Genomic DNA, 14,991 nt, shown 5'->3' on the forward strand with positions numbered 1-14,991 from the left:
ATACCAAATATTACATAAACTTCTCGCCCTTCTTAAAGTTTTTTAAGTCAAGAACATAATCTTTAATGAGCTGGTCATTATCCCTCGGACAAATAAGAAGTGCTTTATCGGTATCTACTACAATATAATTTTCAAGACCATCAATGATTACGGCCTTGTTATTATTCCTTAAACGGATAATATTTCCTTTTGAATTATAAGAAAGTAAATGTTTCAGTGTTACCGCGTTTCCGTCTTTATCCTTTTCAGTATTTTCAAACACTGACGTCCAGGTTCCAAGGTCACTCCATCCTAAGTCTGATGGAATTACATATACATTCTTTGCTTTCTCTAAAATCCCATTATCAATGGAGATTTTCTGAACCTTAGGATAAATGGTTTCAATACAGCTGTTTTCTTTTTCCGAATTATACTCACACGCCATAAAATGCTGCATCATCTCAGGAAGATAAAGGTCAAAAGCATGATGAATACTTTTTACATTCCATACAAAAATACCCGCATTCCAAAGGAAATCCCCACTTTCTAAAAAGCTTTGGGCAATCTCGAGAATCGGTTTTTCTGTGAATGTTTTTACTTTAAAATATTCAGAGGCTTTCTTTTCTACAAACTGAATGTATCCGTAACCGGTATCAGGCCTTGTAGGGGTAATACCCAATGTTACCAAATAATCATGCTGTGAAGCTACCTCAAAGGCAAGCTCTACTTTTTCCAAAAATACATCTTCTTTAAGAATCAGGTGATCTGCCGGCAACACAATCATGGTAGCATCCGGATTGATCTCAGCAATCTTATTTGCCATATACAGATTACAGGCAGCTGTATTTTTCATAAGCGGCTCACCCACAATATTTTCTTCAGGAATCTCCGGAAGCTGCTGATGGGATAGAGTAACATACTCTTTGTTCGTAATCACGAAAATCTGCTCCTTAGGAATCACTTTACTGATTCTGTCATAGGTTTGCTGAATCATCGTACGTCCGGTTCCTAAAATATCCTGAAACTGTTTTGGAAATTTCTGCGTACTCATCGGCCAGAATCGGCTACCGATTCCTCCCGCCATTATAACACAGTATCTATCTGATTTTAACATTATTAACTACATTTTTGCACCCTTGCTAAAGGTTTGAAAGAATACTTCCTTCCAGTAGCCAGGTTCTTACAAAGATAGTTTTTTTTAACTAGACCTTCCAATAAATACTTTTCGTTGCGGTATATAAAAAACTCACCCTTCTGAAGTTCTTCTACAAAATGAAGACTACTATCCTGTTTTTCAGTATGAAAATACCTTACCAGATCAGGGCTCGCCATGAAATTTGCTTTGGGTGATTTGGAAAACTTTACGATGATAGGTTTGAGGTCTTGATCATAAATTTCAAGACTTTCAAGAAGCATATTTCTAAAAGTTTCTTTCCACTCGTTGCCATGAGGAGAAATTCTTCGTCCATATTTTTCAAAGGCAATCAAATGAGCCAATTCATGGGTCAATACAAAGAAAAAAAGTTGTGGGGTAAGCGTAGAGTTTACCGTAATTTCATGAGAATTATCCGGAAGCTTTCTGTAATCTCCCAGTTTTGAATTTCTATTTCGTGTAACTTTTATATGTATATAGTGATCTGAAAACCAGATTCTTAAATATTCAAGAGTATTTTGAGGTAAATATTTTTCTAATGATTGGATAGACATTTTACAAACTTAATGGAATTCCCGCATAGAAATTCAATAGTTTAAGACTGAATAGATAATTATATTTCGCCTGTGCTACTGATCCCTGTGCATTTGCATAATTATTTCTTGCCACGTTGACGTCATAGATGGTTGTTCTTCCTGCAGCATAGCTTTTATCAGCAAAATCAAGAGCCAGTTTGGAGCTCTTTTCTGCTTCCACAGCTGCCAGATAGTTTTCATAGTTGGCATCTGCATCAAACTGAGCTTTCTGTATATTCTGTCTTACCGTTTGTTTCTGCTGTTCAAGGGTAATTTTGCTCACGCTTTCATTTAATTTGGACTGCTCAACCTGTAATTTTGTTTTCCCTTTATTGAAAATAGGAATATTAAGGGATAATCCTACATTTTGTCCAAACTGATCTTTATATTGTTCGAAAAAAGTTCCCTGTACAATACCTGGAGGAACATTAAATTGTCTATTATAGAAAGTGTTAAGACCAGCACTTGCTGTTAATGTAGGCCAGAATGCTGTTTTACTTATCTCAGTTTGTGCTTCAGCAGATCTTATTCTGCTTTCGGCTGCTTTTATCTGGGGTTGTACATCATAGGCTTTTGTAAGAACCTCGTCAGCAGTTACCAATTGTGAATCTAATGCTTCTGGAATATCTACATTTTCCACATCAAAATCTTTATAATCTGAAAGCTGTAAAAGCTGAGCGATCGCAAACAGAGCTCTTCCTACGTTTACCTCTGCCGTCTTAAGATTTTGCTTTTCTCTCGCCCAGGCTGCATCTGCTTCCGCTAAAACAGTCTGTGCGGTAGTCCCAACCTGAGTGGTTATACTTGCTCTGTCACGCTGTTTTTTGGCATTTTCTACAGCGCTTTGAGAAATCTTAACAATTTCTTTATTCAATAAAGCAGTTAAATATTGTTGTGCAATTTGTACCGAAATATCATTTTTGATGGTTTCAATATCATACTGGCTGGCTTCTACATCAAACTGGAGTTTTCTTACATTCTTCTCCAATCTCCCATTATTATAGACCAAAATATCGGTACCTATACCAACACTGTTATTGAATCTATCATTTCTATAGCTTCCTGCTCCTAATGATCCTTGTCCGAAACTCACCCCACTCGTAATACTCCCCGATACGGAAGGCAAATAGTCTTTTTTTGCTGCTTTAAGGTTGTATTCTTGGTTTTGTTTGGTATACTGATTTTGGATAACCTGAAGATTATGCTCCACTGCATAGCTTACACATTCTTTTAAGGACCATTTCTTCTGAGCACTTAAACCCAGATAACCTAATCCAAAAACGATGATCCAAACTTTTTTCATATGTATATGTTTATTTGTTTTTAATGGTCATATGGAATCGTGTCATCTTCATCAGTATTGTAACTTGTAAATCACAACGATTTCATATTAAGATTTTTCAATATTAGACGAATTAAATATAAAAAAGTTACAGATTGAAAAATTATATTTTATTTTAAAAAAACTTTTGAGAATTTTGTACCATGACAAACGAACAATATCAGGAAGCTATTGACTGGCTTTTCGTACAGATGCCCAACTACCAGATCGATGGACAGCAGGCTTACAAACCCGGGCTTGATAATATAACTAAGCTTTGTGCTTTCTTTGGAAATCCCCAGGATAAGATCAAATGCATCCATATCGGTGGGACCAACGGAAAGGGCTCTTCAAGCAACATGCTGGCATCAGTTCTTCAGGAAGCTGGCTATAAAATAGGACTATACAATTCTCCGCATCTTATCGATTTCACAGAACGTATTAAGGTTAACGGGGAAAACTGCAATAAAGAATTTGTCTTTGATTTTATTCAGAAACTGAAGACAATTCCGGAAGATATTCGTCCTTCGTTTTTTGAGTTTACCACGATTATGGCTTTTGAATATTTTTATCAGCAGCAGGTAGATTTTGCCATTATTGAAGTCGGATTGGGAGGAAGACTGGATTCAACCAACATTATTAAGCCTCTTATCTCCGCCATAACGAACGTTCAGCTGGATCATCAGAATATTCTGGGAGATACGATTGAAGAAATCGCAACGGAAAAAGCGGGAATTATTAAAAGCAACATCCCTATTATCTCGGGTGACGATAACGAAGTAGTGAAAAATATCATCAGAGAGAAAGCAATTAAAGAAAATGCTCCGTTTATAGATGCCACCTATATCGATACTTCTCTTTCTTCCGACCTGAAAGGAAACTACCAGAAAAAGAACATCAGAGTTGTACTGGCTGTCGTAGAAGAATTAAGAAAACAGGAAGTCTCTATTTCCGATAAAGATCTGGAAAACGGACTACTTCATGTTCATCAGAATACAGGATTCATTGGCCGTTGGTTTGAATTTTCAAAAAATCCGCTTACAATTTGTGATACGGGACACAATCAGGCAGGTTTGGAGTCTGTTTTTTCACAATTAAATTCAATTGACAGGCACAAGCATGTCATTTTGGGGTTTGTAAATGATAAAAAAATAGATGATGTGATGAATTTACTTCCTGAAAATTCTGAGTTTTATTTTGCAAAACCATCTGTCAACAGGGGAAGACACCCGAAAGATTATGAAAATCTGCTTCAGGAGGCGAAAATTTTTTATAAAATTTTTGATTCCGTACAGGAAGCGTATCTAGCTGCAAAAGAACGTTGTACAAATGAAGAAATGATTTTTATTGGCGGAAGTAACTTTGTTGTGGGAGATTTTTTAGAAAAAAATTTGGAGATTTCTGAATAAGTTGTATATTTGCACCACTCTAAACGAGGAAACAAGTTATAGGGGCTCTTAGCTCAGTTGGTTCAGAGCATCTGGTTTACACCCAGAGGGTCGGGGGTTCGAATCCCTCAGGGCCCACACAAAGGATACTGAAGCCTTTAAAAAAATTTCAGGGCTCTTAGCTCAGTTGGTTCAGAGCATCTGGTTTACACCCAGAGGGTCGGGGGTTCGAATCCCTCAGGGCCCACAAAATCTCTCAGGAAACTGGGAGATTTTTTTGTTTTATCCCTATTACAAAAACTCTTTTTTCTTTTATATTTATTTACCTTTGCCTGCATTTGAATTCGCTCACGTGAAGGAACTCCATATCATATCATTCAACTATCCCTACCCTCCTTCTTATGGTGGAATTATTGATGTTTATTATAAGATCAAGAGTTTACATGATCTGAAAGTAAAGATCTATCTTCATTGTTTTGTAGACCAGGTTCCTAAAACGATTGATCCGGAAATTAAAGAGATTACCGAAAATGTATTTTTTTATAAAAAGAAAAAGAACCCTTTCCTTTATTTTTCAGGAACACCATTTGCCGCTGCGATCAGAGATTCCCAAGCCCTCCTTCAAAATCTTGAAAAGATAAAGGCTCCGATCTTATTCGAAGGCTTGCAGACAACCCGAATCATCCAGTTTCTGAAAAGTAACGAAACTCCACTCTATCTCCGCCATCACAACAACGAAACGGAATATTATAAAGGGCTTTCTTTGTCAGAAAAAAACATATTCAAAAAGATTGTGTATAAAATTGAATCTTTAAAATACACAGGATATCAAAAAAAGCTTCTCAAGAGATTTAAAACCGTATTCTGCCTGTCTGAAAAGGAGTACAACGAAGTCAACAATTATTCGAAAAATGCGCAGCTTATTCATATTTTCCACGGCAACCAATCGGTAAAACAATTGGACAAAAAAGGAAATTATTTTCTTTTCCATGGAGATCTCACTACCGCCGATAATAAAAAGGCGCTGAATGAAACTATAGATTTATTTAAAACTCTTCCTCAATATAAGCTGGTTGTCGCATCTGACCGTGCCAGTGAAGATATTAAGAAGAAAATTTCAGCCATTGAGAACATCAGCCTCACTCCTATTCAAACTACTGAAAACCTTCATCACCTTCTGGAAAATGCCCATGCAAACATTCTGTTTTCTTATCAAAATTCAGGAACCAAAGTGAAGCTTTTTAACACCCTTTACAACAGCCGGTTTGTTATTATTAATGAAAATATCACAGATGATCACACCCTGATGAGTTTATGCCTTTATGGTACTGATATGGCAGAAATTCGCCAACAAATCATCACTTCAGCTGAAAAAGACTATGATACCGCCAGAAACAGGAAAGAAATCCTGGAAAAAAGACATTCAGATCATTCCAAAGCCGAAGAAATGGTAAAAATTATTTTTAAAAATTAACCCTATTTATTACTTTCTGAATATTAAACTCTTCCAGGCAAGCCCAGTCGCCTCTGTAACACTCTTTGTCCCCAAAAACAGAACATGGTCTGCAGGTAAGATCCTTTACCTGAACAACATCTTCTTCACTCTGTCCGAATCCTAAAAATCCGGCATAAGGATGGGTTGCTCCCCAAATAGAAACACATCTGGTTCCCACAAGACTGGCAAGGTGCATATTGGCAGAATCCATAGAAATCATCAGCTCCAGTTGAGCGATTTGGTTGAGTTCTTCAGTAAGATTTAGCTTTCCGGAAAGGTTTTTTGTATTAGGAATTTCAGCTTCCCATTGGTCAAGGGTTTCTGTTTCTTTTTGCCGCCCCCAAAGAAATAGATCGTATGCTTCTTTGCCAGAATTCTGACCAGTTCGTATGATTTCTCTAAAGGAAGCATCTTCCCTCTATGTTGGGCAAAAGGAGCAAAACCAATCCCCGATTTGTACTCTGAAATAGGCCTTAGTGAATGTGAAAGCTCTACTTTGAATCCCATTTTACGAAATACATCAGCATAGCGCTCCACTGTTTTTTTCAGCTGTACTTTATCAAGATTCCACACATCCGTAAGATGTTCTTTCTCTTCTTTTCCTTTATCTATTTTGAAAACTTTCAGCCCTTTCCTTCTGTATATCCTATCTAAAATCTTGGTCCGGATTACATCATGAAGATTGGCAACACAGTCGGGATTAAACTCCCGGATCAGTTCGTTGCTCAGTTTTCGCAATCCGAACAGACCTTTATAATCATCCAGATCAATTCCTTTAAAGATAACATTGGGAATTCCGGCAAATAAGGCTTCAAAGTTCTTCCTTGAAACCATAATAATTTCCACGCCGGGGTTCTGCTCCAGAAATTCTCTGAAAACAGGCGCAGTCATCGCAACATCTCCGAATGCGGAAAAACGATATGCTAAAATTCTAGTCACGGTTATGATTTCAGTTGATAAGCAACAGCATAAAATTTGATTTGCTTGGTCATTGCCATCAATCCATTCGCTCTCGATGGCGAAAGAAATTCCTGCAATCCTATTTCTGCAATAAATTCGAAATCAGAATCCAGTATTTCCTGAGTGGAATGCCCACTGTAAATACTGACTAAAAGAGACACGATCCCTTTTGGTAAAATACCATCAGAATCTGCATTAAAGAAAAGTTTACCTTCTTTATATTCAGCATCTATCCAAACCTTACTCTGACAGCCCTTAATCAGATTGTCTTCGGTTTTCCTGTCTTCCGGTAAGCCTTTCAGTTCTTTTCCAAGATCGATAATGTACTCGTACTTTTGCTCCCAATCCTCAAGAAATGCGAATTCATCGATTATTTCCTGCTGTTTTTCTTTAATGGTCATTTTAAATCAAATTTCTTTATGCAAAGATAACCAATTTTGTAAAAATTATTTAAGGGATGCCTTTTCAAAAAGTTGTAGAATTTTCAATTCCTCATTCTCCCAGCAAAATACGTCTGCAGCTTTATTAAGTTCGCCCTGATAATACAGTCTTCCTCTTTCAAGAACCAGATTAATTGCTTTCTCAATAGTTTCTGGCTGATGATCTGTAATGATTTCTCCTACATCAAACTGATTTTTGATTCGCTGCATCTCAGGAAAATTAATCATTACAAGCGGTACTCTGGATTGAATATAGTCACAAACCTTATTAGGAAGAGAATAATAATAGCTTACCCCATTATTTTCCTCAAGACTGAAACCCGCATCTGCCGTTTTAGTTATTTCTCTGAGGTTTTCCGGTTTCAGCTTACCCAGAAAGAAGACTTTGTCTTGCAGTTTTTCCTGAGTAACCAATTCTTCATATGTTTTTTTCTTTGGCCCGTCCCCTGCGATTTTCAGAACAGCATCTTTAATATGATGCATCGCGACAATCATCTTTTCAATTCCCCGGGACTGATTGATTGCTCCCTGATACAGAATTATTTTAGGCTGGTTTTCCGGAATTTCCGGCAAAGAAAGAATTTTTCTCGGAATATTTCTTACCACAACAGGATCCACATTGTATTTTTCATGGAACCATTCGGCGTAGCTTTCACTTTCTGTCATCATGAATTCTATTTGAGGAACCAGTTTCTTTTCCAGTACTCTCCAGAATTTCTGTGAAAATCTGTTTTGGACCGATGGCATTTCTGTGAAAATTTCATGACTGTCAAAGACCAAAGGGATATTCAGTTTTTTGGCAATGAGATAATTTGGCAGAAGTGCATCTATGTCATTGGCATGAAGGATAGTATCTTTGTCAGCTTTTTTCTTTAGCTCCTTATACAGCTTCCAGTTGAATTCAAAATAGGCAGTCTTTAGACTTTTTGACTTCAATTCTATTCTGGAAAAGGGATAAGGACGCTCCATTTTCTCATTTCCTTCCCAGTCATTTCCTATAAGTTCTATGGGATATCCGTTATCAAAAAGGGTTTTACACACCTTTTCTATTCGTTGGTCGGTATACAGGCTGCTAAAAGCTGAAGTGATTACTTTTTTCCTCATTCCTTTTTCTTGCCTAGTATTAAATGATAGATCTGGATAAGGCAGATCAATCCGTTTGGAATGATAACCGGCCATAACGGCCCACTAAAAAAGCCATAAATGACAAAACAAAAACAGCCAATCATGTTGACAATTCTAATTTTTCTTACATCTTTCAGTATGAAACTCAGCACGATAAAAACTGAGGCAGAATATCCGATATAAGTAGTAGATTCGGGGCTCATGAGAAATTTTTAAGGATAACAAACTTAATCATTTTCAATAAGATAATAAAATTTTTTACTGCCATAAAGTCATTAATTGATTTTTGGTAAAATATTTGTAATTTAGATAATGAATAAATGGCAACGTTGCCATTATTCTAATGAGATATATTATGGATTATAAGTTTTCACAAGGTTTGAGCCAAGTGTTCAAACAAAGCAAAAGCGAAGCTAAACGGCTGAAAAGTGAATTTCTTAATACAGAACATCTACTTTTAGGTATTATAAAAACGGAAAACTCTGCAAAAGAAATCCTTCAAAACCTTAATGCGGATTTAACACAAATCAGAAGAAAAATTGAAACTTTAAATACAGCAAGTCTTAATCCTATTTCTGAAGAGGTTACCAATATTTCTTTCACCAAGATGGCGGATCATGCCATTAAACGTGCAGAGTTAGAATGCCGACAATATAAAAGCAATGAAATTAATACCGTTCACCTGCTTTTAGGTATTCTTTATAAATATGAGGATCCTACTTCAAATATTCTGGGAGCTTATGACATCGATTATGAAGGAGTTTCAAGAGAATATCAAACTATGCTTAAAAATTCAGGGCAGTCACCACAGATGAGTGCTTATGATGATGATGATGAGAGAGAAGAATTTGAGCAAATGAGAAAGCCTACAGGAAACTTAGGTTCTGCAAAAAGTAAAACGCCTACATTGGATAACTTTGGTAGAGACCTTACTTCTTTGGCCAGAGACGGAAAACTGGACCCAGTAATCGGACGTGAGAAAGAAATTGAGCGAGTTTCTCAGATCTTATCCCGTAGAAAGAAAAACAATCCGCTTCTTATCGGGGAACCGGGTGTTGGTAAATCTGCGATTGCGGAGGGGTTAGCATTAAGAATTCAACAGAAAAAAGTATCCAGAGTTCTTTACGGAAAACGTGTGATCACTTTAGATTTGGCAAGTTTAGTTGCCGGAACAAAATATCGTGGTCAGTTTGAAGAAAGAATGAAGGCCATCATGACGGAACTGGAGAAAAACAGAGATGTCATTTTATTTATTGATGAGCTTCATACGATTGTAGGAGCAGGAAGTTCTACGGGAAGTTTAGATGCTTCCAATATGTTCAAGCCGGCTTTAGCAAGAGGTGAAATTCAATGCATCGGGGCAACTACCCTGGACGAATACCGCCAGTATATTGAAAAGGATGGTGCTTTAGAAAGAAGATTCCAGAAAGTAATGGTAGAACCTACCAATATTGAGGAAACTATTCAGATTTTGAATCAAATCAAGGATAAATATGAGGAACATCATAATGTAATTTATACTCCTGAAGCAATTTTGGCGTGTGTCAATTTGACATCAAGATATATTACAGATCGTTTCTTACCGGACAAAGCAATTGATGCGATGGATGAAGCAGGATCTCGTGTTTATATTAAGAATATGAAAGTTCCTACAGAGATCATTGATTTTGAAAAGAAAATCGAAGATATCAAAGAAATGAAGCAGAAAGCAGTAAAAGCTCAGGATTATCTTGAAGCAAGAAAGCTTAAAGATGAAGAAGAACGTCTTCAGATGGAACTGAATTCTGCTCAGGAAAAATGGGATAAGGATGTAAAAGAGAAAAAAGAAACCGTAACGGAAGAAAATGTAGCAGAAGTGGTTTCTATGATGAGTGGTGTTCCGGTAACGAAAGTTGGTAAGAACGAGCTTGACAAACTTGCCCAGATGGATGAAAAGCTGAACGGAAAAGTGATTGGTCAGGAAGATGCTGTGAAAAAAGTCGTTAAGGCTATTCAAAGAAACAGAGCAGGTCTTAAAGATCCGAACCGTCCGATTGGTACATTTATTTTCCTTGGAACAACCGGGGTTGGTAAGACAGAATTGGCTAAAGTAATGGCGAGAGAGCTTTTTGAATCCGATGAATCTCTGATCAGAATTGACATGAGTGAATACATGGAGAAATTTGCTGTTTCAAGATTAGTTGGTGCGCCTCCGGGATATGTAGGATATGAAGAAGGAGGTCAGTTGACTGAAGCGGTAAGAAGAAAACCTTATGCTGTAGTTCTTCTGGATGAGATTGAAAAAGCTCACCCTGACGTCTTCAATATTCTGTTGCAGATCCTTGATGAAGGACACGTTACAGATAGCTTAGGAAGAAAAATTGATTTTAGAAATACGATCATTATTCTTACTTCAAACATCGGAACAAGAGATCTTAAAGATTTTGGAGATGGTGTAGGATTTGGAACCTCAGCTAAAAAGACCAGTTCAGATACCAGAGCGAGAAGCACCATTGAAAGTGCCCTTAAGAAAGCTTTTGCTCCTGAATTCTTGAACAGAATTGATGATATTGTAATCTTCAACTCTCTTGTACAGGATGATATCAAGAAAATCATTGATATTGAACTGAACAAGCTTTATGGCAGACTTGAAAAATTAGGATATAAAGTTGATCTTACTGAAGAGGCTAAGGACTTTATTTCTGAAAAAGGATGGGATAAAGATTTTGGGGCAAGACCATTGAAACGTGCGATCCAGAAATATATTGAAGACTTATTGGCAGAAATGCTGGTAAACAAGCAATTGAATGAAGGAGAAACCGTAGTTCTTGACCTTAATGAAGCAAAAGACGGACTGATTGGAAAAGCGCAGAAAACGAAAAAATCAGCGGCTGAGAAGTCTTCTCAATCTTAATTAAATAAATAATTTAATTTTCATAGAAAAGCCCAGGGAAATTTCCCGGGGCTTTTTGTTTTTATACATTTTCGCTGAAGCAAATAGCATTTTGAATATTGTATTGAACGGACCAAAGCCCACTCCTATTGATTGAATTATAAGATTAAAGCCCCACAACAAAACCGATATTAGGAACCAAACCGCTTGAAAACACACTGGAATTTTGTTTCCAAAGTACATTATACATGAGTCCCAGCTGCATAAAGGAGTTATTCCCGATCCTCTGCATATATCCTCCTCCTAGAAACAGGGCATTTTCTTCTGTATTGTATTTATAATCAAAGTATTTATCCTTATAATCAACAAAATAGTGCTGATAGTTCGCTCCCACATAAAATGATCTGGCGAAATAGTAATTCATAAATGGTCCCACTCCAAACATGGTAGATTTATAATAATCTGATGTCTGCCACGAAACAGTTCCTATTACTCCACCTTCAAGATCATTGGTAAGCCTGTAGCCTACTCTGGGTGAAGCCGACAAATTAAAAGCGCTGTTGCTTCCGAAACCCACTCCAATTCCACCACCGAAAGTCCATTTGCTGCCTTCCTGTGTTGGTGTACCCACAGAAACCTGGGAAAAGACGGATCCTGAGCCAATCAGCATTAGAGAAATAATAAGCTTTTTCATATATAGATATTTTGTTTTTGTAATATTCTTTGCTTTCTCCACTTATTCTGGTGGATGATAGTGGTGGTTACGATTAACATCGTTTTTATCAATGTTTAAAATTATGGTTTTTTTACGAATGTTTTTAATTGTATTTTTGCCGCATCAAACTAAGAACTCCCGTTAAGAGTTTCGTAAAATTGAAATACAATGAAAATAGTAGTAGGCCTCTCTGGAGGTGTAGATTCCAGTGTTACAGCATATTTGCTACAACAACAAGGTCATGAAGTAGTGGCTTTGTTCATGAGAAACTGGAATGATGCTTCGGTAACATTAGAAGATGAATGTCCGTGGATCGAAGACAGTAATGATGCCCTTATGGTCGCTCAAAAACTGGGCATCCCATTTCAGGTAATAGACATGAGTGAACTGTACAAGGAACGTATCGTTGACTATATGTTTGCTGAATATCAAAAGGGAAGAACGCCAAACCCCGATGTATTGTGTAACAGAGAAGTAAAATTCGATGTTTTTATGAAGACCGCAATGTCATTGGGCGCGGATAAGGTGGCAACAGGACATTATGCAAGAGTAAATTCTACTTTTGATCAAAATGGGAAAGAAATTTTCCACCTTCTGGCAGGGAAAGACAACAATAAAGATCAGTCTTATTTTCTATGCCAGCTAAGCCAGGATCAGCTTTCAAAAGCTTTATTCCCAATTGGAGAATTGACAAAACCTCAGGTAAGAGAAATCGCTAAAGAAATTGGATTGGTAACTGCTGATAAAAAAGATTCTCAGGGATTATGTTTTATCGGAAAAGTAAGCCTTCCTCAATTTCTTCAACAGCAATTGAAACCCAATGAAGGTGAAATCGTAGAAATTTTCAAAGATTCACCTCTGTTTTCGGAAGAAAAACCTGAATTTTCATCTAAAGAGGAGGAACTTGAATTTTTATCCAGAAAAATCGATTATAAAAAAGCTGACGGAAAAGTAATCGGGAAACATCAGGGAGCCCAATTTTTCACGATCGGACAAAGTAAAGGTCTTGGAATAGGCGGTCATAAAGAAAGCTGCTTTATCATCTCAAGAGAAATGGAAAACAACATCATTTTTGTAGGAGAAGGAAGCCATTTCCCCGGACTTCACAAAAAAGCCCTGAAAATTGATAATTCTGAACTGCATTGGGTTCGTGAAGACATGAAGCTTCAAAACGGAGAGTCTATGGAAGTACTGGCCAGGTTCAGATACAGACAATCTTTGCAGAAAGCAACCATTTATCAGTTTGAAAATGCTTTTTATATTGAATTTGATGAGCTGCAGTCTGCCATTGCTGAAGGACAATTTGCATCATGGTATATCGATGATGAGCTTATCGGAAGCGGGGTGATTGCATAAAAAGATTTGGAATTCAGTTTGCGGGAACGCAGTTTAAGGTTGTCTTTTTAAAAGAAAATAATTTTTTTGAAATTTTCTGTAACGTTTTTTAAGTTGTCATACTTACTGAGTAAATAACAATAAAAAATAGTACTATGAAAACAACGACAAAAAACCAGTATGCCTATGCAAACAATATCCTGATCTCAATTGTATCCGCTGTTTTTGGATATAACCTTTATCAGGCAATTGTACATCCGGAAAATTCAAATATTGCGATAAGCCTTATTTTGATAGTCCTGACCTCGATTATGGTTCGTAAGTATGGTTACCAGCCCACAGAGGAAAAAAAGAAAAATATTTAATATTAATAACTCATTATAAAACCCGGGACATTTTTGTTTCGGGTTTGTTTTTTTATTACTATTTACCTGATCTTTTTATTGACATGAGCCAACATAAAAAACACGGTGACAATACATTCTGCTATTAAAATCATGATCAAAAATCCGATAGGCTTTCCCAGTAGCATTCCTCTTATCAGTTTTATAATTCCCAATAAAAAAATAAGACCTCCGAAATACAGTGTTGTTTTCGGAATTGTTTCTGTCAGAGAATTTATCATAAAAACAGAAGCATAAAATCCTAGAAGCAGGATAATATAAAACTTCAGGAAATCTGGCCCTTTAAGAGTAAAAGGATTAAAGGTCTGACATGTTGCAAAAAGCCATATAAAGCTTATTACAACTGGAACTGAGTGAATGGTTATTTTTTTCATAATTATTCATTTTTTATCCACCGCAGCCTCCACATCCACCACCACAACCTCCGCCACAGCTTCCTCCTCCGCTGCAACCAGAGCTGCCGCTACAACTTCCTCCTCCATCAGGGCTTTGCTTATCCTTTTTACCAGGATCAGAAGTCTCCTGATCTCCCATTATTGACGTCATAGCTCCCAGGATAAAAATAATCACAAATACTACAGCCGTGATCAGCAATCCCGTAAACCCTGTTCCCTCTGTACAGGAATACAGCAGAAGTAAAATAAAGATCGGAGCAAAAAAAGTCATCCTTTTTATCCAGGACTGCACTTTGGATTTTTTCTTCAGTTCTTTCCATATCTCTTCAGGGGCTTCCTGTTGAAATACTTTCCGATACTGTACCAATGTATCTTCGAACCAGTTCTGGTGTTTCTTTTTCTCCAAAGCACCCCCTTTAGAAGGATGATGATGAAGTGATTTCTTTAAAATATGGGGGCAAAATTCTTCCCAATAATTCTGGGTATAAATGAGGTGCATATGCCATACCTTATCCACCGTTTCACTTGGTGAAGCTCCGTTTGGCAAAATACAGCATAAGTAAACGAATCTTTTATATTCTTCTATCGCTTTCTTCGCAAAATCCTGGCTCCAGCGTTCTTCTTTTGCCAGTTTTTTTGAAAACGGAAATGCAGCGTCTGCTTTATCAATGGAAAAATCTGAGATTCTTTGCCATAACTCGTTATCTGTTGCTAATTTATTCGTATTCATTTTGTGATTATTTAATTGTTTTTTTTTTGATCGTTTTTAATCTCTATGTCTTCATGTATGTACTGCTCTTTATAATTTAACTGGTGTCACTTTTAAGGTATTTA

The 14,991-nt window shown here is 36.8% G+C and carries 15 protein-coding genes and 2 tRNA genes; 7 read left to right on the forward strand and 10 right to left on the reverse strand.

All coding sequences use genetic code 11. From position 1 onward, the window contains the following. Positions 1 to 10 precede the first annotated feature (10 nt). Genes LF886_RS01165 through LF886_RS01175 form a run of 3 tightly spaced genes read right to left on the reverse strand, consistent with a single transcriptional unit; the run spans position 11 to position 3,010 of the window. Complete coding sequence (locus tag LF886_RS01165; protein ID WP_228409946.1) at positions 11 to 1,093, reverse strand: mannose-1-phosphate guanylyltransferase; 1,083 nt, start codon at positions 1,091 to 1,093, stop codon at positions 11 to 13. Between the two features lie 2 nt (positions 1,094 to 1,095). Beyond that, the gene (locus LF886_RS01170; RefSeq protein ID WP_236852283.1) at positions 1,096 to 1,686 is read right to left on the reverse strand and encodes a SprT-like domain-containing protein; all 591 of its coding nucleotides are present in this window, start codon (positions 1,684 to 1,686) and stop codon (positions 1,096 to 1,098) included. A 1-nt stretch (position 1,687) separates the two neighbouring features. Then, the gene (locus tag LF886_RS01175; RefSeq protein WP_236852284.1) at positions 1,688 to 3,010 is read right to left on the reverse strand and encodes a TolC family protein; all 1,323 of its coding nucleotides are present in this window, start codon (positions 3,008 to 3,010) and stop codon (positions 1,688 to 1,690) included. Positions 3,011 to 3,192: 182 nt separating this feature from the next. Between LF886_RS01175 and LF886_RS01180 the strand changes: the two genes are divergently transcribed. The 4 genes from LF886_RS01180 (at position 3,193) to LF886_RS01195 (ending at position 5,890) form a co-directional block, all read left to right on the forward strand. Next, positions 3,193 to 4,437, forward strand: a complete 1,245-nt coding sequence (locus LF886_RS01180; RefSeq protein ID WP_236852285.1) for a bifunctional folylpolyglutamate synthase/dihydrofolate synthase — start codon at positions 3,193 to 3,195, stop codon at positions 4,435 to 4,437. A 42-nt stretch (positions 4,438 to 4,479) separates the two neighbouring features. Continuing rightward, positions 4,480 to 4,554: transfer RNA gene (locus LF886_RS01185), tRNA-Val, on the forward strand. A 34-nt stretch (positions 4,555 to 4,588) separates the two neighbouring features. Then, positions 4,589 to 4,663, forward strand: a tRNA-Val gene (locus LF886_RS01190). Positions 4,664 to 4,768: 105 nt separating this feature from the next. Next, positions 4,769 to 5,890, forward strand: coding sequence for a hypothetical protein (locus LF886_RS01195; RefSeq protein WP_236852286.1), 1,122 nt, complete (start codon positions 4,769 to 4,771; stop codon positions 5,888 to 5,890). Here LF886_RS01195 and LF886_RS01200 read toward each other — a convergent pair. From LF886_RS01200 to LF886_RS01215, 4 genes are all read right to left on the reverse strand, one after another. Beyond that, on the reverse strand, positions 5,880 to 6,305 hold the full coding sequence (locus LF886_RS01200) for a glycosyltransferase family 9 protein (protein ID WP_317207674.1): 426 nt from the start codon (positions 6,303 to 6,305) through the stop codon (positions 5,880 to 5,882). The genes LF886_RS01195 and LF886_RS01200 overlap by 11 nt on opposite strands. Before the next feature lie 547 nt (positions 6,306 to 6,852). Further along, positions 6,853 to 7,272, reverse strand: coding sequence for a SufE family protein (locus LF886_RS01205; protein WP_103231849.1), 420 nt, complete (start codon positions 7,270 to 7,272; stop codon positions 6,853 to 6,855). 45 nt (positions 7,273 to 7,317) lie between these two features. Then, positions 7,318 to 8,415: a glycosyltransferase gene (locus LF886_RS01210; RefSeq protein ID WP_236852287.1), complete on the reverse strand. Its 1,098-nt coding sequence runs from the start codon at positions 8,413 to 8,415 to the stop codon at positions 7,318 to 7,320. Next, complete coding sequence (locus LF886_RS01215; RefSeq protein ID WP_109737861.1) at positions 8,412 to 8,639, reverse strand: uroporphyrinogen decarboxylase; 228 nt, start codon at positions 8,637 to 8,639, stop codon at positions 8,412 to 8,414. The genes LF886_RS01210 and LF886_RS01215 overlap by 4 nt, the downstream gene beginning before the upstream one ends. A 152-nt stretch (positions 8,640 to 8,791) precedes the next feature. Here LF886_RS01215 and LF886_RS01220 point away from each other — a divergent pair, with 152 nt between their 5' ends. Continuing rightward, positions 8,792 to 11,329: an ATP-dependent Clp protease ATP-binding subunit gene (locus LF886_RS01220; protein ID WP_124532892.1), complete on the forward strand. Its 2,538-nt coding sequence runs from the start codon at positions 8,792 to 8,794 to the stop codon at positions 11,327 to 11,329. A gap of 145 nt (positions 11,330 to 11,474) precedes the next feature. Here LF886_RS01220 and LF886_RS01225 read toward each other — a convergent pair whose 3' ends face one another. Then, a complete protein-coding gene (locus tag LF886_RS01225) occupies positions 11,475 to 12,002 on the reverse strand; it encodes a hypothetical protein (RefSeq protein ID WP_103231846.1) in 528 nt (175 codons plus the stop codon). 189 nt (positions 12,003 to 12,191) lie between these two features. On the opposite strand from LF886_RS01225, the gene mnmA reads away from it, so the two are divergent. Both mnmA and LF886_RS01235 read left to right on the forward strand, forming a co-directional pair. Then, a complete protein-coding gene (mnmA, locus tag LF886_RS01230) occupies positions 12,192 to 13,379 on the forward strand; it encodes a tRNA 2-thiouridine(34) synthase MnmA (RefSeq protein ID WP_236852288.1) in 1,188 nt (395 codons plus the stop codon). 134 nt (positions 13,380 to 13,513) lie between these two features. Continuing rightward, positions 13,514 to 13,723: a hypothetical protein gene (locus LF886_RS01235; RefSeq protein ID WP_236852289.1), complete on the forward strand. Its 210-nt coding sequence runs from the start codon at positions 13,514 to 13,516 to the stop codon at positions 13,721 to 13,723. Positions 13,724 to 13,785: 62 nt separating this feature from the next. Here LF886_RS01235 and LF886_RS01240 read toward each other — a convergent pair whose 3' ends face one another. Both LF886_RS01240 and LF886_RS01245 read right to left on the reverse strand, forming a co-directional pair. Next, entirely contained in the window at positions 13,786 to 14,136 is a 351-nt protein-coding gene (locus LF886_RS01240; protein ID WP_236852290.1) for a hypothetical protein, read from the reverse strand. Between the two features lie 13 nt (positions 14,137 to 14,149). Further along, on the reverse strand, positions 14,150 to 14,887 hold the full coding sequence (locus LF886_RS01245; protein ID WP_236852291.1) for a glycine-rich domain-containing protein: 738 nt from the start codon (positions 14,885 to 14,887) through the stop codon (positions 14,150 to 14,152). Between the last annotated feature and the right edge of the window lie 104 nt (positions 14,888 to 14,991).

Source organism: Chryseobacterium sp. MEBOG07 (genome assembly GCF_021869745.1).
Classification (GTDB): Bacteria; Bacteroidota; Bacteroidia; order Flavobacteriales; family Weeksellaceae; genus Chryseobacterium; species Chryseobacterium viscerum.

Bases quoted from the DNA above. Each gene is read 5' to 3' on its own strand.
- LF886_RS01170 (WP_236852283.1), bottom strand. From the start codon at position 1,686: ATGTCTATCCAATCATTAGAAAAATATTTACCTCAAAATACTCTTGAA.
- LF886_RS01180 (WP_236852285.1), top strand. From the start codon at position 3,193: ATGACAAACGAACAATATCAGGAAGCTATTGACTGGCTTTTCGTACAG.
- LF886_RS01235 (WP_236852289.1), top strand. From the start codon at position 13,514: ATGAAAACAACGACAAAAAACCAGTATGCCTATGCAAACAATATCCTG.
- LF886_RS01205 (WP_103231849.1), bottom strand. From the start codon at position 7,272: ATGACCATTAAAGAAAAACAGCAGGAAATAATCGATGAATTCGCATTT.
- LF886_RS01210 (WP_236852287.1), bottom strand. From the start codon at position 8,415: ATGAGGAAAAAAGTAATCACTTCAGCTTTTAGCAGCCTGTATACCGAC.
- LF886_RS01165 (WP_228409946.1), bottom strand. From the start codon at position 1,093: ATGTTAAAATCAGATAGATACTGTGTTATAATGGCGGGAGGAATCGGT.
- LF886_RS01175 (WP_236852284.1), bottom strand. From the start codon at position 3,010: ATGAAAAAAGTTTGGATCATCGTTTTTGGATTAGGTTATCTGGGTTTA.
- LF886_RS01225 (WP_103231846.1), bottom strand. From the start codon at position 12,002: ATGAAAAAGCTTATTATTTCTCTAATGCTGATTGGCTCAGGATCCGTC.
- LF886_RS01220 (WP_124532892.1), top strand. From the start codon at position 8,792: ATGGATTATAAGTTTTCACAAGGTTTGAGCCAAGTGTTCAAACAAAGC.
- LF886_RS01215 (WP_109737861.1), bottom strand. From the start codon at position 8,639: ATGAGCCCCGAATCTACTACTTATATCGGATATTCTGCCTCAGTTTTT.
- LF886_RS01245 (WP_236852291.1), bottom strand. From the start codon at position 14,887: ATGAATACGAATAAATTAGCAACAGATAACGAGTTATGGCAAAGAATC.
- mnmA (WP_236852288.1), top strand. From the start codon at position 12,192: ATGAAAATAGTAGTAGGCCTCTCTGGAGGTGTAGATTCCAGTGTTACA.
- LF886_RS01240 (WP_236852290.1), bottom strand. From the start codon at position 14,136: ATGAAAAAAATAACCATTCACTCAGTTCCAGTTGTAATAAGCTTTATA.